The following is a 25,570-nucleotide window of genomic DNA, read 5'->3' as shown; positions in this document are numbered from 1 at the left end:
GCTAGCCTCTATCGCTGTGCGAAAACGCAAAAGGCCCCCGCGATGCGAGGGCCTTCTGTATTTGCGTAGGGGAGAGGATTACTCCTCGCCACCCTCCGAACCGTTGTCGGCATTGTGCTCGAGCTGGAGAGCCTGCTCGGCCTCTTCGCGACGAACATCGATGACTGCCTGGTCGCGGTCGGTCGCAATGCGACGGATACGCGAGGTAGCACCACCGGTACCAGCCGGGATGAGACGACCAACGATGACGTTTTCCTTGAGACCAACCAGCTTGTCGCGCTTGCCCTGAACCGAAGCTTCGGTAAGCACGCGGGTGGTTTCCTGGAACGACGCAGCCGAGATGAACGAACGGGTCTGCAGCGATGCCTTGGTGATACCGAGAAGGATCGGTTCGCCGGTTGCCGGACGACCGCCGCGGGCTTCCGCTTTGGCGTTGGCTTCGTCGAATTCGACCTTGTCCACGGTTTCGCCCTTGAGCAGCGTGGTGTCGCCCGAGTCCTGGATTTCCCACTTCTGGAGCATCTGACGAACGATAACCTCGATGTGTTTATCGTTAATCTTAACACCCTGAAGGCGGTAAACTTCCTGAACTTCGTCCACCATGTAGTTGGCAAGAGCCTCTACACCGAGGATCGACAGAATGTCGTGCGGCGCGGGGTTACCGTCCATGATGTAGTCACCCTTCTGGACAAAGTCACCTTCCTGAACCGGAATGTGCTTACCCTTGGGCACCATGTACTCGACCTTGTGATCCGGATCATCCGAGCTCTCGATCGCGATACGACGCTTGTTCTTGTAGTCCTTGCCGAAGCGGACGTAGCCATCGATCTCTGCGATGATAGCGTGGTCTTTCGGACGACGGGCTTCGAACAGTTCCGCAACGCGCGGCAGACCACCGGTGATGTCCTTGGTCTTGGCGCCTTCACGCGGAATACGCGCGATAACGTCACCAGCATGGATGTCCTGACCGTCTTCGATCGACAGAATGGCGTCGACCGACATCGGGTAGGTGACGGGGTTGCCGTCATCCTTGCGCATCGGCTCACCATCCGAGTCGAGGATGATGATCTCGGGCTTGAGGTCGCTTGCACGCGGTACAGAACGCCAGTCCGAAACGATACGCTGGGTCATGCCGGTTGCATCGTCGGTATCTTCACGGACAGAGATGCCCGAGACGAGGTCGACGTAGCGAGCCTTACCGGACTTTTCGGCGATGATCGGGAGGGTATAGGGGTCCCACTCGAACATTTTGTCGCCGCGGCTGACATCAGCGCCATCCGACAGGAAGATCTTCGTACCGTAGCCGATCTTGTGCTGGGCGCGCTCTTCACCGTCTTCGCCCATGATGGCGATGACCATGTTACGACCCATAGCGATCTGCTCACCAGCCTGATTGGTCAGGATGTTGGCGTTACGGAACTCGACCTTACCGTTGACCGAAGCTTCGAGGAACGACTGCTGGCCACCCTGCGCAACACCACCGATGTGGAAGGTACGCATGGTCAGCTGGGTGCCCGGTTCACCGATCGACTGAGCAGCGATGATGCCGACAGCTTCGCCGATGTTCACGCGGGTACCGCGAGCGAGGTCACGACCGTAACACTGCGCACATACGCCATCCTCAGCCTCACAGGTGAGCGGGCTGCGGACGCGCATTTTCTGCACGCTAGCGGTTTCGATCATGTCTGCCTTACGTTCGTCGATCAGCTCGCCGGCCTTGACGATGACTTCGTCAGTGCCCGGACGCAGAACGTCGTCAGCCGATACACGGCCCAGAACGCGCTCGCCCAGCGAGGCGACAACTTCACCGTCGTTCACAGCAGCTTCTGCGGTGATCGCGCGGTTGGTGCCACAGTCGACTTCACGAACGATACAGTCCTGAGCGACGTCAACGAGACGACGGGTCAGGTAACCCGAGTTCGCGGTCTTCAGAGCGGTATCCGACAGACCCTTACGGGCGCCGTGGGTCGAGTTGAAGTACTCGAGAACGGTCAGACCTTCTTTGAAGTTCGAGATAATCGGAGTTTCGATAATCTCGCCCGACGGCTTGGCCATAAGACCACGCATACCGCCCAGCTGCTTCATCTGGGTAACCGAACCACGAGCACCCGAGTGGGCCATCATGTAGACCGAGTTGATCTCTTTCTCAGAGCCGTTCTCGTCGTAATGCTTCGCCGAGATGGTCTGCATCATGGCTTCGGTGACGCGGTCGTTACACTTCGACCAAGCATCGACAACTTTGTTGTACTTTTCGCCCTGAGTGATCAGGCCGTCCATGTACTGCTGCTCGAAGTCCTTGACCTGTTCACGGGTCTCGTCAACGAGTGTCCACTTGGTTTCCGGAATAACCATGTCGTTCTTACCGAACGAGATGCCAGCACGGAAAGCTTCGCGGAAGCCCATGGTCATGATCTGGTCACAGAAGATAACCGACTCTTTCTGACCGCAATAACGGTAGACGGTGTCGATGACCTGCTGGACTTCCTTCTTACGCAGCTGACGGTTCACGAGGCTGAAAGGAGCCTTCGCGTTCAGCGGCAGAAGGTGACCGAGGCGCAGACGGCCCGGAGTGGTTTCGAAGCGCTGGATGACTTCGTTACCTTCTTCGTCGATCTGCTTCATACGAGCGGTGATCTTCGAGTGCAGGTGAACGACGCCAGCCGACAGAGCGTGCTCTACTTCTTCGATCGAAGCGAAGGACATGCCTTCACCGACCATGCCGTCACGCTGGGTCGTGGTGTAGTACAGACCCAGAACCATATCCTGCGACGGAACGATGATCGGTGCACCGTTTGCCGGCGACAGAACGTTGTTCGTCGACATCATCAGAACGCGGGCTTCAAGCTGGGCTTCGAGCGACAGCGGAACGTGGACAGCCATCTGGTCACCGTCGAAGTCGGCGTTGAATGCCGAACAGACGAGCGGGTGTAGCTGGATAGCCTTACCTTCGATCAGTGTGGGTTCGAATGCCTGGATGCCGAGACGGTGCAGCGTAGGCGCACGGTTCAGCATGACCGGGTGCTCACGGATAACCTCGTCGAGGATATCCCAAACTTCCGGACGCTCTTTTTCCACGAGCTTCTTGGCCTGCTTCACGGTGGAGGACAGACCCTTGGCTTCGAGGCGCGAGTAGATGAACGGCTTGAAGAGTTCGAGCGCCATCTTCTTCGGCAGACCACACTGGTGCAGCTTGAGTTCCGGGCCGGTCACGATGACCGAACGACCCGAGAAGTCGACGCGCTTACCAAGAAGGTTCTGACGGAAGCGACCCTGCTTACCCTTCAGCATGTCCGAGAGCGACTTCAGCGGACGCTTGTTGGCGCCGGTGATGACGCGGCCACGGCGGCCGTTGTCGAACAGGGCGTCAACGGCTTCCTGAAGCATACGCTTTTCGTTGCGAACGATGATGTCCGGCGCGCGCAGTTCGATCAGTCGCTTGAGGCGGTTGTTACGGTTGATCACGCGGCGATACAGATCGTTGAGATCCGAAGTTGCGAAACGGCCACCATCGAGCGGAACCAGCGGACGCAGTTCCGGCGGGATGACCGGGATCACGGTCATGATCATCCACTCGGGACGGTTGCCCGACTCGAGGAACGATTCAACGATCTTCAGGCGCTTGATGATCTTCTTGGGCTTCAGTTCGCCGGTGGCTTCCTTCAGCTCTTCACGCAGCTGCTCAGCAGTGGCGTCAAGGTCGATCATCGAGAGCATCTCGCGGATAGCTTCGGCACCGATGTTAGCCTGGAACGCGTCCATGCCATAGGTGTCCTGCGCGTCGAGGAATTCCTCTTCGCTCATCAGCTGGCCGTAAGTCAGGTCGGTCAGACCCGGCTCGATCACAACGTAGTTTTCGAAGTACAGAATACGCTCAAGATCGCGCAGGGTCATGTCTAGCATGAGACCGATGCGGCTCGGGAGCGACTTCAGGAACCAGATGTGTGCGACGGGAGCGGCCAGTTCGATGTGGCCCATACGCTCGCGGCGGACTTTCTGGAGGGTGACTTCGACGCCGCACTTTTCACAGACGACGCCACGGTACTTCATGCGCTTATACTTACCGCAAAGGCACTCGTAGTCCTTGATCGGTCCGAAAATACGCGCACAGAACAGACCGTCACGCTCAGGCTTGAACGTGCGGTAGTTGATGGTTTCGGGCTTTTTGATCTCACCGTACGACCACGACAGGATCCGTTCCGGCGAAGCGAGCGAAACCTTGATTTCGTCGAACGCTTTGGTCGGGGTCAGCGGGTTGAACGGGTTGTTGGTCAGTTCCTGGTTCATTTGATGTCCTTACATAACAAGGGGGAGGTGAATGAGGCGCGAACGCCTCACTCGTCGTCCTCCGCATCCAGGAGTTCCATGTTGAGGCCGAGGCCCCGAACTTCTTTGACGAGAACATTGAACGATTCCGGAACACCGGCTTCGAAGTTGTCTTCGCCTTTGACGATCGACTCGTAGACCTTGGTACGGCCGGCAACGTCGTCCGACTTGACGGTGAGCATTTCCTGCAGGGTGTATGCAGCGCCGTAGGCTTCGAGAGCCCAGACTTCCATTTCCCCGAAGCGCTGACCACCGAACTGCGCCTTACCACCGAGCGGCTGCTGGGTGACGAGCGAGTACGGACCAGTCGAACGAGCGTGGATCTTGTCGTCGACCAGGTGGTGCAGCTTGAGCAGGTACTTCACGCCGACAGTTACCTGACGGGCGAACTTCTCACCAGTGCGGCCGTCGAACAGATCCGACTGACCCGATGTGTCGAAGCCAGCACGCGCAAGCGCGTCGTTGACGTCGGCTTCCTTGGCGCCGTCGAAGACCGGAGTCGCAATCGGAACACCGCCACGGGCGTTGCCTGCGAGTTCCAGCAACTTCTGCTCTTCGAGATCGGCAAAGCCTTCCTCGTAGACGTCGTCACCGTAGGTGATCTTCAGCGCGTCACGAACCGGGGTCATGTCGCCCGAGCGGCGGTACTCGTCCAGAGCTTCGTCGATCTGGAGACCCAGACCACGCGATGCCCAACCCATGTGGGTTTCAAGGATCTGACCAACGTTCATACGCGACGGAACGCCCAGCGGGTTCAGCACGAAGTCGACCGGAGTACCATCGGCAAGGAACGGCATGTCTTCGATCGGAACAACGCGGGAGATAACACCCTTGTTGCCGTGACGACCTGCCATCTTATCGCCCGGCTGAAGCTTGCGCTTCACGGCGATAAAGACCTTAACCATCTTCATGACACCCGGCGGAAGATCGTCACCACGACGGACCTTCTCGACTTTGTCCTCGAAGCGTGCGTCGAGCGAGCGCTTCTGGATCTCGTACTGCTCGTTCAGGGCTTCAACGATTTTCGCATCGTCTTCGTCCTTCAGAGCCAGCTGCCACCACTGACCGCGGCTGAGTTCGCCAAGGGTCTCTTCGGTGATAACCGAACCCGACTTGAAGCCGCGCGGACCTTTGACACCCTCTTTGCCGAGGATCATCGACTTGAGACGGGCGTAGATGTTGCGGTCGAGAATTGCGAGCTCGTCGTCACGGTCACGTGCCAGACGTTCGACTTCTTCACGCTCGATCTGCAACGCACGTTCGTCTTTCTCGACGCCGTGACGGTTGAAGACGCGAACTTCCACAACGGTACCATAGTCACCCGGCGGCAGACGCAGCGAGGTGTCACGGACGTCCGAAGCCTTTTCACCGAAGATGGCGCGGAGAAGCTTTTCTTCCGGCGTCATCGGGCTTTCGCCCTTCGGAGTGATCTTACCGACAAGGATATCGCCAGGTCCGACTTCGGCGCCGATGTAAACGATGCCGGCCTCGTCGAGGTTACGCAGCGCTTCTTCACCGACGTTCGGGATGTCGCGGGTGATTTCTTCCGGCCCGAGCTTCGTGTCACGTGCAGCGACTTCGAATTCCTCGATGTGAACCGAGGTGAATACGTCGTCCTTCACGATACGTTCGGAGATCAGGATGGAGTCTTCGTAGTTGTAACCGTTCCACGGCATGAACGCGACGATGACGTTCTTACCCAGAGCCAGTTCGCCCATATCGGTCGACGGACCGTCGGCGATGACTTCGCCCTTACCAACGGTATCGCCTACCTTCACCAGCGGACGCTGGTTGATGCAGGTGTTCTGGTTCGAACGCTGGAACTTGCGCAGACGGTAGATGTCAACGCCGGGGTCACCGACTTCGAGGTCAGCAGTCGCACGAACAACAACACGGGTCGCATCGACTTGGTCGATGATACCAGCGCGGCGTGCGGTGATCGCAGCGCCAGAGTCGATCGCAACCTTGCCTTCGATACCGGTGCCGACGAGCGGAGCCGATGCCTGCAGCAGCGGAACTGCCTGACGTTGCATGTTCGAGCCCATAAGAGCGCGGTTAGCGTCGTCGTTTTCGAGGAACGGGATCAGCGATGCAGCGACCGAGACCAGCTGCTTCGGCGAAACGTCGATGAGGTCAACCGACTCACGCGGAGCGAGGGTGTATTCACCGGCCTGACGGGTGTTGACCAGTTCGTTCTGGAAAACGCCGTTTTCGTCGAGGGTTGCGTTGGCCTGAGCTACGGTGTGACGCATCTCTTCGGTGGCCGACATGTACGACACGTCGTCCGAAACTTTGCCTTCGACAACTTTGCGGTACGGGGTTTCGATGAAGCCGTACTTGTTGACGCGAGCGAAGGTTGCCAGCGAGTTGATCAGACCGATGTTCGGACCTTCCGGCGTCTCAATCGGACACATACGACCGTAGTGGGTCGGGTGGACGTCGCGAACTTCGAAGCCTGCACGCTCACGGGTCAGACCGCCCGGTCCAAGAGCCGAAAGACGGCGCTTGTGGGTGACTTCCGAAAGCGGGTTGGTTTGGTCCATGAACTGCGACAGCTGCGAGGAACCGAAAAATTCACGCACAGCGGCGGCAGCCGGCTTCGCGTTGATCAGGTCCTGCGGCATGACAGTGTCGATCTCGACCGAGGACATACGTTCCTTGATCGCGCGCTCCATGCGGAGCAGACCGACGCGGTACTGGTTTTCCATCAGTTCGCCGACCGAACGGACACGGCGGTTACCGAGGTGGTCGATGTCGTCGACTTCGCCCTTGCCGTCGCGAAGCTCAACCAGCGCCTTGATGCAGGAAATGATGTCTTCCTTGCGCAGGGTACGCTGGGTGTCTTCTGCGTCGAGTGCGAGACGCATGTTCATCTTCACGCGGCCAACAGCCGAGAGGTCATAGCGTTCGCTATCGAAGAACAGGGTGTCGAACAGGTTCGAAGCAGCTTCAACGGTCGGCGGCTCACCCGGACGCATGACACGATAGATGTCCATGAGCGCGGTGTCGCGGTTCATGTTCTTATCGGCAGCCATGGTGTTGCGGATGTACGGACCGACGTTGATGTTGTCGATGTCGAGAACCGGAAGATCGGTGATGCCGGCGTCGATCAGTTCCTTAACGGTACCGCCGATGATTTCGCCGTCTTTGTCCATCTCGAGGGTCAACTCGTCACCGGCTTCGACATAGATCGCACCGGTTTCTTCGTTGATGACGTCCTCAGCGATGAACTTGCCGACGATGTGGTTGAACGGCACCAGAAGCTTGGTGACCTTACCTTCGTCGATGAGCTTCTTGACGGCGCGCGGTGTAACCTTGTCGCCTGCCTTGCAGATGACTTCACCGGTGTCGGCGTCAACGAGGTCATACGCCGGACGGGTACCCCGCACCCGTTCCGGGAAGAACTTCGTTACCCAGCCGTGGGCCTTCTTGTCGAGCGAGAATTCGACGGTGTCGTAGTAAGCATTCATGATGCTTTCCTGGTCGAGACCCAGTGCGTACAGCAGGGTCGTGACCGGAAGTTTACGGCGACGGTCGATACGTGCGTAGACAAGGTCCTTGGCGTCGAATTCGAAGTCGAGCCACGAGCCGCGGTAGGGAATGATGCGGCATGCGAACAGCAGCTTACCCGACGAGTGGGTCTTGCCCTTGTCGTGGTCGAAGAATACGCCCGGCGAGCGGTGCATCTGGGATACGATCACACGCTCGGTACCGTTGACGATGAATGTACCGTTCGGAGTCATCAGGGGCATGTCGCCCATGAAGACGTCTTGTTCTTTGATGTCTTTAACCGACTTCGCACCGGTGTCTTCGTCGACATCGAATACGATCAGGCGGAGCGTAACTTTCAGCGGCGCCGAGTAAGTCAGGTCGCGCTGCATACACTCGTCAACGTCGAACTTCGGCTTTTCAAGCTCGTACTTTACGAACTCGAGAACCGCAGTCTCGTTGAAGTCCTTAATCGGGAAAACAGATTGGAAAACACCTTTGATGCCTTCGCCGTCGCGCGGAGTGTCTTCGTCACCCGAACGGAGGAAAAGGTCGTACGAAGACTTCTGAACCTCGATCAGGTTCGGCATCTCCAGTACTTCACGAATTTTGCCGTAGTATTTACGCAGGCGTTTCTGGCCAAGGTAGCTCTGAGCCATGTGCGTCATCACCTTTCGATCTCTGCGGGATCATGTCGCCGGGGCCGCGGCAGTCTCCCATTGAGAAGGGGGTTCCAGTCTATTCCTGGCCCCCTTCCCAAGGGGGGCCTCCCGACTATTGGAACCTACCCGAGAAGGTGGCTCATAAAATGCCACCTTCTGAGACAGGTTCGGCTGGGCTCGCGAAACCGCGAACCCAGCCTGATATCCAGAGCGCATCCGCGCCCTGAAGAAACCAATTAGGCCAGTTCGACCTTGGCGCCAGCTGCTTCCAGCTTGGCTTTGATTTCTTCTGCTTCTGCTTTCGCAGCGCCTTCTTTGACCTTGCCGCCAGCTTCTACGAGCTCTTTGGCTTCTTTCAGGCCAAGACCGGTGATGCCGCGAACTTCTTTGATCACGTTGATCTTCGAAGCGCCGGCGTCCTTCAGGACGACGTCGAATTCGGTCTTTTCTTCAGCAGCAGCGCCACCAGCGTCGCCAGCCGGGCCAGCAACCATTACGGCGCCACCAGCTGCCGGCTCGATGCCGTACTCTTCTTTCAGGATGTTTTTCAGTTCCTGTGCTTCGAGAAGGGTCAGACCAACGATCTCTTCAGCAAGTTTCTTCAGATCAGCCATTTTATGCTTTCCGTTCGTTTAAGATGTGTATTCCAACGTGCGGGTGCAAGACCCTACGAGGACAGACAATTTGCTTACGCAGCGTTCTCTTCGATGGTCGAGAGAATGCTGGCGATGTTCGAAGCAGGCGCGCCGATGGCACCGGCGATGTTCGAAGCGGGTGCACCAATGCACGACACGATCTGAGCGATAAGCTCTTCGCGCGACGGCAGTTGGGCCACAGCTTTGACACCAGCCTGGTCCAGGGCCGTTTCACCCATAGCACCACCGAGGATAACGAGCTTGTCGTTGCCTTTGGCGTACTTGTCCATGACCCGTGCAGCAGCAGTCGGGTCTTCGGAGTAGGTGAGTACGGTCATGCCCGTGAGGAAGTCACCGATGCTTTCGCACGGCTTACCCTCGAGGGCGATCTTGGCGAGCTTGTTCTTGGCAACGCGTACAGCACCACCCGCATCGCGCATCTGCGCGCGGAGGTCCTGCATTTCAGCGACTGTCATGCCTTCGTAGCGGGCAACCACCACGACGCCAGAGCTTTCAAAGATCTGGCCGAGTTCCTCGACCACTTTCTCTTTCTGGGCTCTATCCACAGTTTCACTCCAAGTTTGGGGTTTCCCCCGGCTCATGTTGACCCCCAAATCTTGAGGGCCGTTCGGGTCCGTTTCAGGGTCCCGAGGCCAGAATCGCCCGTTCGTAGAACGGAAATCCAAATCTCGTTTCCCATCTCAGGAAGGATTTATGAGGTTCCCCTCACCCTCCGTCTCGGACAGGACAGGGCCGTTTCCAGCCCTGCCATTTCACCGCCGTAGCGGCGAAAATTCTTAGTTGCCGGTAGCCGACGAAACGTCAACCGATACGCCCGGACCCATGGTCGAGGAGATCGAGACTTTCTTCATGTAGGCGCCCTTGGCACCAGCCGGCTTGGCTTTTTGAACTGCGTCGACGAAAGCCTTCAGGTTTTCTTCGAGAGCAGCAGCGTCGAACGATGCTTTACCGATACCAGCGTGGATAACACCGGCTTTTTCGACCTTGAACTGAACCTGACCGCCCTTGGCTGCCTTAACAGCTTCGGTCACGTCCATGGTTACAGTACCGATCTTCGGGTTCGGCATCAGGTTGCGCGGGCCGAGGACCTTACCCAGACGGCCGACGATCGGCATCATGTCCGGGGTAGCAATGCAGCGATCAAAGTCGATCTTGCCGCCTTGTACGGTTTCCATCAGGTCTTCTGCGCCAACGACGTCTGCGCCAGCAGCTTTGGCTTCTTCAGCCTTGTCGCCACGAGCGAAAACAGCAACGCGAACAGTCTTACCGGTGCCGTTCGGGAGGTTGACAGTGCCACGAACCATCTGGTCAGCGTGACGCGGGTCAACGCCGAGGTTCAGAGCGACTTCAACAGTCTCGTCGAACTTGGCTTTGGCATTGTCTTTTACCAGAGCAACAGCTTCGGTGACCGACAGGTTTTCTTTGCCTTCGAATGCAGCGCGAGCTGCTACGATACGCTTACCGAGTTTTGCCATCTTACTTTACCTCGATGCCCATGGAGCGTGCCGAACCCAGAATGATCTGCATAGCGGCTTCTACCGAATTGGCGTTGAGGTCTTTCATTTTGGCCTCAGCGATTTCGCGAACCTGAGCAACAGTAACGTTACCAACAGTCTCTTTGCCTGGCTTGTTGGCGCCCGACTTCAGGCTTGCGGCCTTCTTCAGGTAGTACGACGCCGGCGGGGTCTTGATTTCGAAGGTGAACGACTTGTCTTGGTAGTAAGTGATCACGGTCGGGCACGGAGCACCCTTTTCCATGTCTGCAGTCTTGGCGTTGAACGCCTTGCAGAATTCCATGATGTTGATGCCGCGCTGACCGAGAGCCGGACCGACGGGCGGTGCCGGCTTTGCGTCGCCAGCGGGGACTTGCAGCTTGAGCTGCCCCATTACTTTCTTGGCCATTGGGCCTCTCCTTCTTCCAACATCCGCACCACGCGTGGGCGGAGTTCAGTTGTGTGGTCCGGCATCACGGGCGCGCCCGCTAGCCTCCCACGAGGTCAATCAGGCCTGCTTGGCGACCTGAGTGAATTCCAGTTCGACCGGCGTAGCGCGGCCAAAGATCGAGACAGTCACCTTCAGGCGCTGATTGTCTTCGTCTACTTCCTCGACCATGCCATCGAAGCCTTCGAACGGGCCGTCGTTTACTTTGACCTTCTCGCCGATCTCGAAGCGGATCTCCACACGCGGAGCCTCCTGACCTTCTTCGACGCGGCCGAGGATTGCCTGAACCTCTGCATCACGCATCGGCATCGGGCGACCCTGCGGGCCAAGGAAACCGGTGACCCGGTTGATCGAGTTGACGAGGTGATAGCCCTCGTCCGACATTTCCATGTGCACCAGAACGTAACCCGGCATAAACCGGCGTTCAGTCGGCACTTTCTTACCGCGACGGACCTCGATGACCTCTTCGGTCGGAACCAGAACTTCGTCGATCTGGTCTTCGAGACCCTGCTCTTCGACCTTGGCGCGGATTTGTTCGGCGATCTTCTTTTCGAAGTTCGAGAGAACGCTAACCGAGTACCACCGTTTCGCCATCTTCTCCGACACCTCGCCGTAAACAGCCCCGCACAAGGGCATTTATTCCAATTTCTTTAGCGGCTTATCCGCAAGTTCCCGGAAAATAGAAAATCGGCGCGCAACGCGATTCGCCGCACGCCCTTCCGGAGTTTTCGGCTCATACCGCCCTATGCCACTGCTGGCAAGGGGTGAAAGCCTGTTTCCCTTAAAGGGCTTACTGCTTCAGAATCAGATCGTAGAGACCGAAGCGGATGATCAGATCGGTCAGCGAGAAGAACACTGCCAGCAGAATGACCATGAACAGCACCATAGCGGTGGTCATGACGACTTCGCGGCGCGACGGCCAGACAACCTTGGCAATTTCAGCACGGGTTTGCTGGATAAACTGAATCGGATTGGTCCGGGCCATTAGGTGAGTCCTCTGTCTGATCGGGCGGGACTTACGCAACTCCGCCCCTGTTTTCAAGCCTTCGCGGCAAAGTCGCTGTATCAGGGCTCCAGAAAGCGAACATTCGGCAACGCGCGGATCGCCTCTATCTGCCGTTGGTAAGCGCTGGTGTCGGGCTGCTCGAAGAGTCTGAACGGCGGATTGTCGGGCCCAATCGGCAGTTCATGGCGCGCTGTCATCGCCAGATTTTCAATGTCGTTGCCCGCAAGCTCCATCACCTGCTGGTGCGCGTCACGCGACAGGCCGGTGTGGAGCGCCTTGGGGTGCGCCTGTACGATATTCCGCGCGCCCTGCCCCAGCATGTCGTCGACGATTGTCGGGAAGAGCTGGCCGTAGTCCTCGTAGCGCCAGACGATCAACTCATCTAAGCCAGCAACACCCGCGATCTCTCGACAAAGCCGCAGCCAATCGACATCGGCGGGAGCGTTCGCGGCAATGAATTCGGCGGGCTCTGTGATGCGGCCAGCGAAGAGCGCTTGCGAATATGCCGATCCGAGAAAGCTGTGCGGCTCGCGGATTGCGAGCGCGACGCGCAGCTTGGCGCCCGGCACCGCGTCAGCTAGTGCCTGAATACGCAGTGCGGCTTCACTGTAGAGCGGCAGCGACAAGCCACCTTCGGCATTCAGCAGCGGTCCGAGGAAGTTCTCCTCGGTCAGGAAAACGCGCGGATCACCCTTGGCCATGAAGCGCAACTGGTCCTCCGGCTCGCGGCGGGTGAGCTTGCGATTCCCCCAAGGACGCAACCCGAACAGGGTCGGGATAGACCGACCGCGGTTGCGGAAATGCGGCGGTCCGTAAACCCGGGTGCCAAAAGTGATGAGCGCTTCTTCGTGATCCAGTATCGAACGCTGCAAATGACTGGATGCTGTTTTGTGAGCGCCAAGGTGCAGTGTGATTTCGATGGTCTGGTTCATCTGGCTACCTGTCTAGTAGCGGTGGCTGGCAGGGGCACCAGGGCTCGAACCCGGGACCTACGGTTTTGGAGACCGTCGCTCTACCAACTGAGCTATACCCCTACGCCGACGCGGTGATTACGGCAGGACCGAGGGGAGATCAAGAGGTCAAATGCAATTACTGCAACGAAAAAGGGCCGCCTTTCGGCGACCCTTAGTGTAGTCCGGATTTTGGTCCGAATTACTCGATGATTTTCGAGACAACGCCCGAACCAACGGTGCGGCCACCTTCGCGGATCGCGAAGCGCAGGCCTTCTTCCATAGCGATCGGAGCGATCAGTTCGCCCTGAAGCTTCAGGTTGTCGCCCGGCATGACCATCTCGGTGCCTTCCGGCAGGATGCAGGTACCGGTGACGTCAGTGGTGCGGAAGTAGAACTGCGGACGGTAGTTCGCGAAGAACGGAGTGTGACGGCCGCCTTCTTCCTTGGTCAGAATGTAGACCTCGGCTTCGAACTTGGTGTGCGGCTTGACCGAACCCGGCTTACACAGAACCTGGCCACGCTCAACGCCTTCACGGTCAACACCGCGCAGCAGGGCGCCGATGTTGTCGCCGGCTTCACCGCGATCCAGCAGCTTGCGGAACATTTCAACGCCGGTACAGGTGGTCTTCGAGGTGTCGCGGATACCCACGATCTCGATTTCGTCACCAACGTTGATCACACCGCGCTCAACACGACCGGTCACAACGGTACCACGCCCCGAGATCGAGAACACGTCTTCGATCGGCATCAGGAACGGCTGGTCAACAGCACGTGCCGGAGTCGGGATGTACTCGTCGACAGCAGCCATCAGAGCCTTGATCTTCTCTTCGCCGATTTCCGGATCGCGGCCTTCCATAGCGGCCAGAGCCGAACCTGCTACGATCGGAATATCGTCGCCCGGGAAGTCGTAGGTCGAAAGCAGTTCACGGATTTCCATTTCGACGAGCTCGAGGAGTTCCTCGTCGTCAACCTGGTCAACCTTGTTCATGAACACAACGAGAGCCGGAACGCCAACCTGGCGAGCCAGAAGGATGTGCTCGCGGGTCTGCGGCATCGGGCCGTCAGCTGCGTTAACAACCAGGATACCGCCGTCCATCTGGGCAGCACCGGTGATCATGTTCTTAACGTAGTCAGCGTGACCCGGGCAGTCGACGTGTGCGTAGTGACGTGCTTCGGTCTCGTATTCGACGTGGGCGGTCGAAATGGTGATACCGCGGGCCTTCTCTTCCGGTGCGCCGTCGATCTGGTCGTACGCTTTGAAATCGCCAAAGTACTTGGTGATCGCTGCCGTCAGAGTGGTTTTGCCGTGGTCAACGTGGCCGATCGTGCCAATGTTAACGTGCGGTTTGGAACGTTCAAACTTTGCCTTAGCCATTTGAGAAGGCGCCTTCCGAGTTCGGGGGCCGCATCAAGGCCCGGTTCAACATCGCGGGCGATGTATTGGCAAACCGTGCGGAAATCAAGCGTCAGTTAGTCAAAACGGCACGACTTTGGACCGAACGCGGGATCAAAACCGCATTCGAGCGCGTCTCCGCCGGAATGTTGCATCGAAACGACATCCCGATGGGGCGAGAACCGGCGTTTCCGCCGGCCCCGGATCAGTTAAATTTGTTGTCACGCGGGAAGCCGCGCGGTGCCATCCGTCCGGTGCCCGCACGCTTGCCGGACCATTCGGCCAGCTCGGTTTCCGTGCGCTTGCGACCGGCGGGATCGAACCACGAAAGGCCATCGGCAATGTTGAAGGTCGTGGCGTCCGAAAGGCCGCCGTCCTTGTACTTTTGCAGACGTACGCCTTTGCCGCGCGTCATCTCGGGCAATTCTTCGATCGGGAAGACCAATACCTTGCGGTTTTCGCCCACGACAGCGACGGTATCACCCACAACCGGCTTCACCACGCGCGTCACGATGCCGTCCTTGACGTTGAGCACCTGCTTACCGGCACGGGTCTGCGCCATAACCTCTGCTTCGGGAACGATGAAACCGTCACCTTCGGAGGACGCCACCAGCAGTTTGCGGCCGGTCTGGTGAACGAGGATATCGACGATTTCCACGTCGTTCGGCAGGTCGATCATCAGACGCAGAGGCTCACCCATGCCGCGGCCACCCGGAAGGTTCGCACCAAGCAAAGTGTAGAATCGTCCGTTGGAGCCAACGACGATCATCTTGTCCGTCGTCTCTGCGTGAAAGGCGAAGCGGCCCTCGTCGCCGTCTTTGAACTTGAATTCGGTGTCGAGGCTGACGTGCCCTTTCATCGCGCGAATCCAGCCCATCTTGGAACAGATCACTGTGATCGGCTCGCGCTCGATCATCGCTTCCATAGGGACTTCTTCGACCTCGGCAGCGTCAGCGAAGGTCGTCAGGCGCTTCCCGCGCTCGGCGCTATGGCCGAACTGCTTGCGGGTCTCGCGGAGTTCTTCGGCAATCTTCGCCCACTGCTTACCGTTGTCGGCCAGCAGTTCGACCAGCCCAGCGCGCTCTTCAAGCAACGCATCGCGCTCGCGGGTCAGTTCGATTTCTTCAAGGCGGCGCAAGCTGCGCAGACGCATGTTGAGAATCGCTTCGGCCTGAACCTCGGTCAGCTCGCCTTCACCCTTCGAAGGCAGCGGCGAGACATAGTCCGTCTCGTCGGTGGCGCGCTTGCGCTTGATCGACCAATCCTCGGCCATCAACGCGGCTTTGGGATCGTTGTCGTAGCGGATAATGTCGATCACGCGGTCGAGGTTGAGGAAGGCGATGATCAGGCCTTCGAGCACCTCCAGACGGTGGTCGATCTTGTCCATGCGGTGCTGGCTGCGGCGGCAGAGCACTTCGCGGCGGTGGTCGAGGAAGGCGCGCAGCACTTCCTTCATCGAGCAGACCTTCGGCGTCACGCCGTCGATCAGCACGTTCATGTTCATGCTGAACCGCAACTCGAGGTCCGAATTCTTGAACAGCATGCCCATTAGCATCTCGGGCTCGACCGTCTTGGCGCGCGGTTCCAGCACGATGCGGATGTCGTCGGCGGATTCGTCCCGCACGTCGGCGAGCAGCGGGACCTTCTTGGTCTGGATGACCTCGGCCAGCTTTTCGATCAGCTTGGATTTCTGGACCTGATACGGGATCTCGGTGACAACAGCTTGCCACTGACCGCGGCCAAGGTCTTCGATCTCCCAGCGAGCACGCAGGCGGATCGAGCCGCGACCCGTGCGGTACGTCTCGGCAATGGATTCGCGCGGTTCAACAATGATACCGCCCGTCGGAAAATCCGGCCCCGGCACGTACTGCATCAGGGTCTCGTCGCGCGCGTCGGGCGACTTGATGAGGTGCAGACAAGCTTCGATCAGCTCGTGCAGGTTATGCGGCGGAATGTTTGTCGCCATACCGACCGCGATACCCGACGCACCGTTGGCCAGTAGGTTCGGGAACGCAGCGGGGAGCACGACAGGCTCTTCCAGCGTACCATCGTAGTTCGGACGGTAGTCGACAGCGTTCTCGTTCAGACCTTCGAGCAGCGCTTCGGCATGGGCCGTCATACGCGCTTCGGTGTATCGGCTCGCAGCAGGGTTATCGCCGTCGATATTGCCGAAGTTGCCCTGACCATCCACCAGCGGATAGCGCACGGCAAAGTCCTGCGCCAAGCGGGCCATCGCGTCGTAGATCGCAGCGTCGCCGTGGGGGTGATAGTTACCCATCACGTCACCGCTGATCTTTGCCGACTTACGGAAACCGCCGTTCGACGCCAGACGCAGTTCGCGCATCGCATAGAGGATGCGGCGGTGAACCGGCTTCAGACCATCCCGCGCATCAGGCAGCGCACGGTGCATAATCGTCGAAAGCGCATAGGTGAGGTAACGCTCACCAATCGCGCGGCGAAGCGGTTCGGAATAATCGGGGGTGCCGATTTGGGGGTCTTCGGAGCTTTCGGTCATAGATGTTGTCTAGCCGCTGCCTCGCCCCGTTTCCAGAGTGAATTAGCGCCCGCGAAGCCATTGGATCAGGCGCCAGACCCATGGTTGGAGCATGAAGGTCACCGATGGCGGTGCGCTCTTTGGCCTTGGCCGCTTGGTCGGATGGTTGATTTCGGCTCTCTGGATACAGCGCAGCGCAAGTTCGAGCTGCGGCTGCGGAAGGTCACGAGGTGGAGATGCCTGTTCGCCTTCGATTTCAGCAATCATGGTGTCGTAGTCTGGCATGTATCCACGCTCAGCCGCCCAGTCGCCGGATTTCATCCGGAAGAGTTCAACCGCCTCGCGCCGTTGTTGGTAAGTAAGCAAGCTCGGGCCCGTCGCCTCCGGCTCTATGAGCTGGAAGTATTCCCGCAGCGCACTTATCCGTCTTTGCTTGTCGGTTAGACTGGCATTGATAAGCCGAGCGCCAGCGTTGGCATTGGCACTGGGCGACGGATACGAAAGGTCGGTCACGCCTTCAGCCATCTTAAACATCCGCGCAAATCTAGCGACCGGTCCCTCGGCATAATCGACAAGCTCAACCTCGCCCAGCGCCGCAAAAGGAGCGAGCAGAGCGGGCAGATCAAGCAGTTGCTTTTGGTACTCACACAGAAATTCGTCGACCGACCTAGCGCCCGCGCCATGTCCGTTCGACACGATCTCCCGATAGAAACGATCAAGCCAGACATCGGGGCGACGGACACCCACGACGATGCGGATGCTCGCGAATTCCCGAAGCCGTACGCCCAGCGCCGCAATCTGTTTGTCGCGGTCGGGTCGCAGCGGCATCAGCATGTTTTCACAGCTGATGATCACCGTCTCGCACCCGCTCTCAGCAATTTCCTGACGCAAATTATCCCAAGCATCCGCATTGGGCTTCATCAGCCCTTGATGCCCCGGGAAGCCACCCTCTCTGATAGGCTGGAAGTCGGTTGGCAGACCGGCTTTCGGGAAAAGGACACCGCGCGCCAGCAACTGATTTCTATGCGCCAAGCACCAGTTTTGAATGCTGGTGGTGCCAGTCTTGTGTAGCCCAAGGTGCAGGATCAAATTCGGCAAGGTTTTCTGCACCGGCGATGGCTCTTGCGCAACCACGCTGTACGCCTTGTCGAATTTCCCCTCACATAGATATCGCACGATGTGGAGGAAATCGCCCTCTTCGATGCAGCCACGCGCCGTTTGCTCTCCGATCCTGCTAATCCGCATGACAAGCGTGTCACTGAGTGTGCGCGGTTTCAGCTTCTCCGACCGGACCAGTTTGAGCACCCGCTCCCGCAGTGGATCGTACTCCGCACCGCCCTTTGCCAGCATCTCCAGCAAGCGTGTATCCCAAACGATCCGAGAGATCGCTTGGAACAGTTCGCGCTGATATACCCGCTCAGGCAATCCGTGATGCCCCGAGCGGTCAGCCACCAATGCGGTGCATTTCTCGATCAGCCCGAGTTGCAGATGATGCTCGTCGAAACCAGTGGAACTGGTTGAGATAGACCCTGCCCGCTTGCGCCAGACCCGCGTGGGACGCCCGAGATAGGCAATCGTCTCCGCGCTACAAACAGCGTCCAGAACGAAGAGCCGATCCTCGAACTTGCGTTGCTCTTCGTCAAACCGGAGCGCGTGCCGTGCCAGAAAATCCGCGCTATAGATGCTGGACCAACTCGACACGATAAACTGGCATCGCTCGCTCTTGCTTAGACCGCCTCGCACGCCGGATTTTCGAAACAGGCGCTGGTCACGGGGAAGGATGACAGTCTTCGTACTGCAAACCGCAGTCATCAACGTCTGCGCATGCGTCATGTCTGCGCCGGTTTCCACGGCGTATTCCCACTGCGCTTTCAGCCCGCCGCTCAGGTAGTAATCGTCAGCGTCGAGAAACGCGATGTGCTGCCCCCGCGCGGCCGCGATGCCAGAGTTACGCGCGGCGGACAGCCCGCGATTTTGTTCGTGATGGATTACCGTCGCTTGCAGACCTTCGAACGCCGCTTCGCCGAATACCTCGGGATTGTCGTTCACCACGATGATCTCGATGCCATCGATTCCCTGCGCGATCACACTCTCGACCGCAGCCGGCAAGAAGGCTGTCTCGTCATAAAACGGTATGATGACGGAAATCGGGCAGTCGGGTTCTTCGGCGCTCATGATTGATCAGAGGCTTTCGTCGTACAGCCCCTCGTCCTCGGTAAAATCCATGTCTGCCCCAGAAAGTAGCGCGTCGCCGCTATCGTCGACAAAATCGGCGCCCGCCTCGGCATCCTGAACGTCATCGATACCGAAACCGACGAACAACGGAACCACGCCAGCGACAAGAAGAACGAGTAAATAGACCATCGAACCGATCACGAATAAACTTTCGAATACTATGCACTATCCGTCTGTCATTTCAATCGTGAACAGAACGATACCCCTATTTTTCAAGGGCGATGCGACACTCTTCCCCACTTGGCAGCGCGAACCCGCCGAGCCAATCGGACGCACTTGCATTTCATATATCCGAATTTTCTTGGGAACGATTCAGCATCCCGATCGCTTGTTCTAGCAACTGATATACTAGGCTAGGGGATAGCCATGAAACGCACCATTGTTGCTGTAAGCCTCGTCCTGCTTGGAGGCACTTTCTACGAACTCTCGGGTGGTTCGGACTTCACTCCTGCGACCCGTGCCGAAGCCCAAACCGCTTCTGCTCAATCCACTATCGACGGCGCGTCCGTCCCGCTCATGGGTGGAATTTTCGCCAGCCGCGAGGAAATTCTCGCACAGGCCGACGCCCACGCTGCGGCGACCGCTCCGGTAACCACTATTTCGACCCGTTCGGTCTCGCTTTCCAAAGTCCAAGCGAAACCGGTCGAGCAAGAGGCTGTCGTTCAGCAAGCTGCTCTGACCACGACCGAAGCCGCACCTGTCGAGCCTGAAGCTCCCGCTGTTGACGCCTACGTTGTTGACGGAAGCTGGGTGAACATGCGCCAGGGTCCGGGTACGCGTTTTGGCGTGATCGACACACTGCCGCGTGGCACCGAAGTTGAAGTCATTGCTGTTGAAAGCGGCTGGGCCAATCTTCGCGTAATCTCTTCGGGTGAAACCGGCTGGATGGCGAAAAACCTGCTGGCCGACCAGAACACTTGAGCCTACAGACTGATGTCGTCAAAAGGAGCGCATGAAAATGCGCTCCATTTTGATTACGGGATGCTCTTCGGGCATTGGATATGACGCCGCTCACGGTTTGCGAAAGGCCGGTTGGCGTGTCTTTGCATCGTGTCGCAAGGCCGAAGATGCAGAACGCCTGAAGGCCGAGGGCTTTGAAGCCCCAGTCCTCGACCTCGCAGACCACGCGTCCATTGTCGCAGCTTTAGACGAAGTGCTGGCCGCGACTGGCGGCACGCTTGATGCCCTCTACAATAACGGCGCATTTGCTTGCCCTGGCGCTGTAGAAGACCTTCCTCGCGAAGCGCTGCAAGAAGTCTTCAACACGAATGTCTTTGGCACCCATGACCTGACCCGCGAGGTCATCAAGGTCATGCGCCGCCAAGGGCACGGCCACATCATCACGTGCTCATCCGTGCTCGGCCTTGTCGCCTATCGCTGGCGCGGCGCCTATGTCGCTTCGAAGTTCGCGCTCGAAGGGCTGATGGACTGCCTACGCATCGAAATGCGCGATACCCCCATCCACTTCGTACTGATCGAACCTGGCCCCATCACCTCGAAAATCCGCGAAAACTCGATCCCGCTGTTTGAGCGTTTCGTCGACTGGCGCAACTCTGCCCGCGCTGTGCAGTATGAGACCCTGACCAAGCGCCTCTATGAAAGCAGCGGACCTGACCGGTTCGAGTTGCCCGCATCCGCGGTGACCGACAAAATTATCAAGGCGCTCGATAGCGGCAAGCCCGCCCCGCGATACTATGTCACGACACCCACCTATTTGATGGGCACACTCAAGCGTTTGCTGCCTACACGAACGCTCGATCGGCTGATCGCAAAAGGCTAAGCCGCTTTCAATTCAGCAATAGAGTGATACATCTCCGTCAAGACATACGGAGGTTTCCATGCTGAACGACCCATTCAATATGCTCGTTATCGGCGCCTGCTGCGTAGTGGCGATCATTCTACTGTGGGGTATCGGCACCTTCGCAGTCGGCGACGAAAATCGCGGCAAGCAATCGAACAAGATCATGCGCTACCGCATTTACGCGCAGGCCGTGGCCGTCGCTATCATCGCAGCACTCGTTTACCTTCGGAAGTAAGACATGGTTGTTCTGAACAAGATTTACACGCGCACTGGTGACGCGGGCCAAACCGCGCTGGGGAACGGCAATCGCGTTGCCAAATACGATCCTCGGGTTTCGGCCTACGGCACCGTCGACGAACTGAACGCGACGCTCGGCATGGCCCGCCTTTATGCCGAAGGTGACCTCAGCGACAAGATCGCGGCGATCCAGAATGACCTCTTTGATCTTGGCGCTGACCTCTGCCGCCCCGAGATGGAAAAAGACGCCGAGGCACCCTATCCCGTACTGCGCATCATCGACACACAAGTTGACCGGCTCGAACGCGAGATCGACGCAATGAACGCGAACATCGAACCGCTGCGCAGCTTCATCCTGCCTGGCGGCACCGCGCTGGCTGCTCACCTGCACCTGTCGCGTACAGTGGCCCGCCGCGCCGAGCGCCTTGCGGTGGAGCTTGCGAGCATCGAGGACGTGAACCAGTCGGCCATCAAGTACCTCAATCGCCTGTCTGACTGGCTGTTCGTCGCGGGCCGTGTCGCCAATGACAACGGCAAACAGGATATCCTCTGGGAGCCGGGCAAGACCCGTTGATTCTACCCGAAGACGCATATCGAGGCCGGAATCGCGAGGTTCCGGCCTTCTGATTCCGGCCATCACGCAATTTTATTGCGCCGCCGATTCTCTCAATAAATCCAACGATTGCGGCAGTGCAGAATGTTGAAACGTGGCGTCTTAGCGCTTTGCCGCGTCGATTTTGCACTGTTTTCCATTTGCTGCGCTTGCTAACACCCTCTGCAAGGGCGCCAACCGGCGCTGCAATGAGGGAGATAACGCCGATGAAGGTCCTGGTGCCTGTAAAGCGCGTGATCGACTATAACGTGAAAGTCCGCGTCAAATCGGACGGCACGGGCGTCGATCTTGCAAACGTAAAAATGTCGATGAACCCCTTCGACGAAATCGCTGTCGAAGAGGCGATCCGTCTCAAGGAAGCCGGCAAAGCTGACGAAGTCGTCGTCGTATCCATCGGTGTGAAGCAGGCGCAAGACGTTCTGCGTACCGCACTGGCCATGGGTGCTGACCGTGCGATCCTCGTGACCGCAGCTGACGATGTCCACACCGACATCGAACCGCTCGCCGTTGCCAAGATCATTGCCAAGGTTGCTGAAGAAGAGCAGCCGGGCCTGATCATCGCGGGCAAGCAGTCGATCGACAACGACATGAACGCCACTGGCCAGATGCTCGCAGCTCTGCTCGGCTGGTCGCAGGCAACCTTTGCCTCGAAAGTCGACGTCGAAGGCGACAAAGCTGTTGTCACCCGCGAAGTCGACGGCGGCCTCCAGACCATCAAGGTCAACATGCCGACCATCGTCACCGCTGACCTTCGCCTGAACGAGCCGCGCTACGCCAAGCTGCCGAACATCATGAAGGCCAAGAAAAAGCCGCTCGAGGAAAAGACCCCCGAAGACTACGGCGTCGACGTGACCCCGCGCCTCGAGATCGTCAAAACCTCGGAGCCGCCGGTACGTGAAGCCGGTATCAAGGTCGGTTCGGTCGACGAACTGGTGGCCAAACTCAAAGAAGTGGGAGCTCTCTGATGACTGTTCTGCTGCTTGCTGAAATCAACGACGGCGTTCTGTCCGTCGACGCCACCGCGAAGGCCGTTTCGGCTGCCAAGTCGCTCGGCGAAGTGACCGTTCTGGCCGCTGGCGCAACTGCTGCCGCCGCTGCTGCCGAAGCCGCAAAGATCGACGGCGTGTCCAAGGTCCTCGTGGCCGAAGACGCACTCTACGGTCACCGTCTGGCCGAGCCGGTATCGGCTCTGCTCGTCTCGCTGGCTGGCGACTACGGTTACATCGTTGCTCCGGCAACGACCGACGCCAAGAACATCATGCCGCGCGTTGCCGCTCTGCTCGACGTCATGATCCTCTCGGACGTGACCGCTGTTGTCGACGGCGACACCTTCGAGCGTCCGGTCTACGCTGGTAACGCCATCCAGACCGTCAAGTCAAAGGACGCCAAGAAGGTCATCACCTTCCGCACCTCGACCTTTGATGCTGCTGGCGAAGGCGGTTCGGCTGCTGTCGAAACCATCGGCGCCGGTGAAAACCCGGGTCTGTCCGAGTGGGTGGAAGACAAGGTTGCCGAAAGCGATCGTCCGGAACTCACCTCGGCCAAGATCGTCGTATCGGGCGGCCGCGGCGTTGGTTCGGAAGAAGACTTCGCCATCATCGAAAAGCTGGCCGACAAGCTCGGCGCTGCTGTCGGTGCGTCGCGCGCTGCTGTCGACTCGGGCTTTGCTCCGAACGACTGGCAGGTTGGTCAGACTGGTAAGGTCGTTGCACCGGACCTCTACATCGCTGCCGGTATCTCGGGCGCTATCCAGCACCTCGCTGGCATGAAGGACTCGAAGGTCATCGTCGCGATCAACAAAGACGAAGAAGCACCGATCTTCCAAGTTGCCGACTTCGGTCTCGTTGCCGACCTCTTCACCGCAGTTCCGGAACTGACCGAAAAGGTTTGATCCTGACTGCAGAAATTCGAAAAAGCCTCCGTTTTTCGGGGGCTTTTTTATTGGCCCATCAAACGTAGAATCACCGGCTCCAGCGCGTCGGCCACTTCGCAATGGCCTTTCGGATTCATCAGCGTTTTCGCGATTCCCCCCTGTCCATCCGGCACGATCATGCCTCGTGTGCCAACCTCGGCCGTAGCGACTTCGACTATCGAGGAGACGAACGGTCTAAGGCTCTCCAGCACATTGCCCGAGACCGAGCCCTTCTCGGCAAAGTCACTTGGGCACAGCAGCACGACCTGCCCACCGACAGCATCGATCAACGACCGCATCCTTGCACGCCAAGCCTCTGCGATCTCTTGCTGAACCGCCTGAGCGCAATCGGGATCGGATGCCTCCACCGCGCACAGAAGCTGCCAGACAAAGGTGTATTCGGTGAAGTCGATGCTCGGACACAGCGCACGCAAGTTATCGGAGGCATGGATCAGGCGCTCGTTCCGCCTAGGGTGAACGCGATAGAAACGATTGGACAAGTGCGTGGAGTTACACGCCTCGACCACCGTGACCGCGGCCCTTTGACAAATATCAATGACGCTTGGATCCTGCGCGAATGCCCCAACGGATGCCCCCACGACCCCAAGATTAACGCACGCGATGCCTGTATTGGCCTCCAGCAGCTCTGGGAACGGCTCGTCAATATACCGCCCGAACGTGTTGCTCCCGCCGAGGAACGCCACGTAGGCACCAAAAGGTTCGCGCTTCGGGCCGCGGAAATACAGCCGCGAGTTCCCGTAATGGCAAAGCTCGTAGTCAATGCCGCCCCCCGGCAGCAATTCGTGTTTCATAACATCCCACCATCCGAATGCTCGATTTGGGGCAGGTTTAGGCCATAAATGTTGAAATCTGGTTAATAGACCAAATTGCTCTTAACTTTAGCAAGACACTCGCCTTGAACCATTTCGCTATGGCGGCATATGTTGCCAGTGTCAGCACGAAGGGCAGCGATATGACGATCCAGAAAATTGGTGTGGTTGGCGCAGGTCAGATGGGCAACGGTATCGCCCATGTTTGCGCGCTTGCCGGATACGATGTCGTGATGAACGACGTCAGCGCGGATGCGATGGCAGCAGCGCTCGCCCTGATCGGCAAAAACATTGACCGTCAGGTCAGCAAAGGCACCGTCACCGCCGAGGACAAGGATGCCGCGATGGCGCGCATCTCGACCACGGCAGAGCTGTCCGAGCTTGGCAACTGCGATCTCATCATCGAAGCCGCGACGGAAAAAGAGACGATTAAACAGCAGGTCTTTGACGCGCTCCTGCCGCACATCAAAGAAAACACGATCCTTGCGTCGAACACCTCGTCGATTTCGATCACCCGTCTGGCGAGCCGCACCGACCGCCCCGAAAAATTCATCGGCTTCCACTTCATGAACCCTGTTCCGGTCATGCAGTTGGTCGAGCTGATCCGCGGCATCGCGACGGATGACGAGACATTCAATGCCTGTCAGGAAGTGGTCGAGCGCCTCGGTAAGACCTCCGCAACGTCCGAGGACTTCCCCGCGTTCATCGTGAACCGCATTTTGATGCCGATGATCAACGAAGCCGTCTATGCGCTCTACGAAGGCGTCGGTAGCGTCTCTTCCATCGACACGTCGATGAAGCTGGGCGCAAACCACCCGATGGGCCCGCTGGAGCTGGCCGACTTCATCGGTCTGGACACCTGCCTTGCCATTATGAACGTGCTGCACGACGGTCTGGCAGATACGAAATACCGCCCCTGCCCGCTGCTGACGAAATACGTCGAAGCAGGTTGGCTCGGTCGCAAGACCAAGCGCGGCTTCTACGACTACCGCGGCGAAACTCCGGTCCCGACGCGGTAATAGCCC

At 58.4% G+C, this 25,570-nt stretch carries 21 protein-coding genes and 1 tRNA gene; 7 read left to right on the top strand and 15 right to left on the bottom strand.

All coding sequences use genetic code 11. From position 1 onward, the window contains the following. Positions 1–78: 78 nt before the first annotated feature. The 14 genes from rpoC to IF204_RS15200 form a co-directional block, all read right to left on the bottom strand. Positions 79–4,284 carry a DNA-directed RNA polymerase subunit beta' gene (rpoC, locus tag IF204_RS15265; RefSeq protein WP_194097921.1) on the bottom strand — a complete coding sequence of 1,402 codons (4,206 nt, stop codon included), beginning with the start codon at positions 4,282–4,284 and terminating at the stop codon, positions 79–81. 47 nt (positions 4,285–4,331) lie between these two features. Further along, entirely contained in the window at positions 4,332–8,471 is a 4,140-nt protein-coding gene (gene rpoB, locus IF204_RS15260; RefSeq protein WP_194097920.1) for a DNA-directed RNA polymerase subunit beta, read from the bottom strand. Positions 8,472–8,710: 239 nt separating this feature from the next. Next, on the bottom strand, positions 8,711–9,088 hold the full coding sequence (gene rplL / locus IF204_RS15255; RefSeq protein ID WP_167636868.1) for a 50S ribosomal protein L7/L12: 378 nt from the start codon (positions 9,086–9,088) through the stop codon (positions 8,711–8,713). Between the two features lie 74 nt (positions 9,089–9,162). Next, the gene (gene rplJ, locus IF204_RS15250; protein ID WP_167636866.1) at positions 9,163–9,675 is read right to left on the bottom strand and encodes a 50S ribosomal protein L10; all 513 of its coding nucleotides are present in this window, start codon (positions 9,673–9,675) and stop codon (positions 9,163–9,165) included. 231 nt (positions 9,676–9,906) lie between these two features. After that, on the bottom strand, positions 9,907–10,605 hold the full coding sequence (gene rplA / locus IF204_RS15245; protein WP_194097919.1) for a 50S ribosomal protein L1: 699 nt from the start codon (positions 10,603–10,605) through the stop codon (positions 9,907–9,909). A gap of 1 nt (position 10,606) precedes the next feature. After that, on the bottom strand, positions 10,607–11,032 hold the full coding sequence (gene rplK, locus IF204_RS15240) for a 50S ribosomal protein L11 (RefSeq protein ID WP_194097918.1): 426 nt from the start codon (positions 11,030–11,032) through the stop codon (positions 10,607–10,609). A gap of 99 nt (positions 11,033–11,131) precedes the next feature. Beyond that, positions 11,132–11,665 (bottom strand): transcription termination/antitermination protein NusG, encoded by a 534-nt coding sequence (gene nusG / locus IF204_RS15235; protein WP_167636859.1) that lies wholly within the window; start codon positions 11,663–11,665, stop codon positions 11,132–11,134. A 196-nt stretch (positions 11,666–11,861) separates the two neighbouring features. Then, entirely contained in the window at positions 11,862–12,056 is a 195-nt protein-coding gene (secE, locus tag IF204_RS15230) for a preprotein translocase subunit SecE (protein WP_167636857.1), read from the bottom strand. Positions 12,057–12,136: 80 nt separating this feature from the next. Next, a complete protein-coding gene (locus tag IF204_RS15225; RefSeq protein ID WP_194097917.1) occupies positions 12,137–13,009 on the bottom strand; it encodes a hypothetical protein in 873 nt (290 codons plus the stop codon). Between the two features lie 26 nt (positions 13,010–13,035). Beyond that, positions 13,036–13,111: transfer RNA gene (locus tag IF204_RS15220), tRNA-Trp, on the bottom strand. A gap of 118 nt (positions 13,112–13,229) precedes the next feature. Continuing rightward, a complete protein-coding gene (gene tuf / locus IF204_RS15215; protein WP_167636852.1) occupies positions 13,230–14,405 on the bottom strand; it encodes an elongation factor Tu in 1,176 nt (391 codons plus the stop codon). Between the two features lie 223 nt (positions 14,406–14,628). Continuing rightward, complete coding sequence (locus IF204_RS15210; RefSeq protein WP_194097916.1) at positions 14,629–16,938, bottom strand: DNA topoisomerase IV subunit A; 2,310 nt, start codon at positions 16,936–16,938, stop codon at positions 14,629–14,631. A gap of 42 nt (positions 16,939–16,980) precedes the next feature. Continuing rightward, the gene (locus IF204_RS15205) at positions 16,981–19,092 is read right to left on the bottom strand and encodes a glycosyltransferase family 2 protein (protein ID WP_194097915.1); all 2,112 of its coding nucleotides are present in this window, start codon (positions 19,090–19,092) and stop codon (positions 16,981–16,983) included. Positions 19,093–19,098: 6 nt separating this feature from the next. Next, entirely contained in the window at positions 19,099–19,281 is a 183-nt protein-coding gene (locus IF204_RS15200) for a hypothetical protein (protein ID WP_194097914.1), read from the bottom strand. A gap of 237 nt (positions 19,282–19,518) precedes the next feature. On the opposite strand from IF204_RS15200, the gene IF204_RS15195 reads away from it, so the two are divergent. The 6 genes from IF204_RS15195 (at position 19,519) to IF204_RS15170 (ending at position 23,694) form a co-directional block, all read left to right on the top strand. Then, a complete protein-coding gene (locus IF204_RS15195; RefSeq protein ID WP_194097913.1) occupies positions 19,519–20,073 on the top strand; it encodes an SH3 domain-containing protein in 555 nt (184 codons plus the stop codon). Positions 20,074–20,104: 31 nt separating this feature from the next. Next, entirely contained in the window at positions 20,105–20,932 is an 828-nt protein-coding gene (locus IF204_RS15190) for an SDR family NAD(P)-dependent oxidoreductase (RefSeq protein ID WP_194097912.1), read from the top strand. 58 nt (positions 20,933–20,990) lie between these two features. Further along, positions 20,991–21,188 carry a twin transmembrane helix small protein gene (locus tag IF204_RS15185; RefSeq protein ID WP_167636839.1) on the top strand — a complete coding sequence of 66 codons (198 nt, stop codon included), beginning with the start codon at positions 20,991–20,993 and terminating at the stop codon, positions 21,186–21,188. A 3-nt stretch (positions 21,189–21,191) separates the two neighbouring features. Next, positions 21,192–21,764 (top strand): cob(I)yrinic acid a,c-diamide adenosyltransferase, encoded by a 573-nt coding sequence (locus tag IF204_RS15180; RefSeq protein ID WP_194097911.1) that lies wholly within the window; start codon positions 21,192–21,194, stop codon positions 21,762–21,764. A gap of 245 nt (positions 21,765–22,009) precedes the next feature. Further along, positions 22,010–22,768 (top strand): electron transfer flavoprotein subunit beta/FixA family protein, encoded by a 759-nt coding sequence (locus IF204_RS15175; protein ID WP_167636834.1) that lies wholly within the window; start codon positions 22,010–22,012, stop codon positions 22,766–22,768. Further along, positions 22,768–23,694 carry an electron transfer flavoprotein subunit alpha/FixB family protein gene (locus IF204_RS15170; RefSeq protein WP_167636832.1) on the top strand — a complete coding sequence of 309 codons (927 nt, stop codon included), beginning with the start codon at positions 22,768–22,770 and terminating at the stop codon, positions 23,692–23,694. The genes IF204_RS15175 and IF204_RS15170 overlap by 1 nt, the downstream gene beginning before the upstream one ends. Positions 23,695–23,741: 47 nt before the next feature. On the opposite strand, the gene IF204_RS15165 is transcribed toward IF204_RS15170, so the two are convergent. Beyond that, a complete protein-coding gene (locus IF204_RS15165; RefSeq protein ID WP_194097910.1) occupies positions 23,742–24,527 on the bottom strand; it encodes a DUF6473 family protein in 786 nt (261 codons plus the stop codon). A 161-nt stretch (positions 24,528–24,688) separates the two neighbouring features. Here IF204_RS15165 and IF204_RS15160 point away from each other — a divergent pair, with 161 nt between their 5' ends. Then, a complete protein-coding gene (locus IF204_RS15160; RefSeq protein WP_194097909.1) occupies positions 24,689–25,564 on the top strand; it encodes a 3-hydroxybutyryl-CoA dehydrogenase in 876 nt (291 codons plus the stop codon). Positions 25,565–25,570 lie beyond the last annotated feature (6 nt).

This window comes from Marivivens aquimaris (assembly GCF_015220045.1).
Taxonomy (GTDB): Bacteria; Pseudomonadota; Alphaproteobacteria; order Rhodobacterales; family Rhodobacteraceae; genus Marivivens; species Marivivens aquimaris.
The sequence above is the reverse complement of the archived record's forward strand: the minus strand, read 5'-3'. Positions and strand labels throughout refer to the sequence as shown.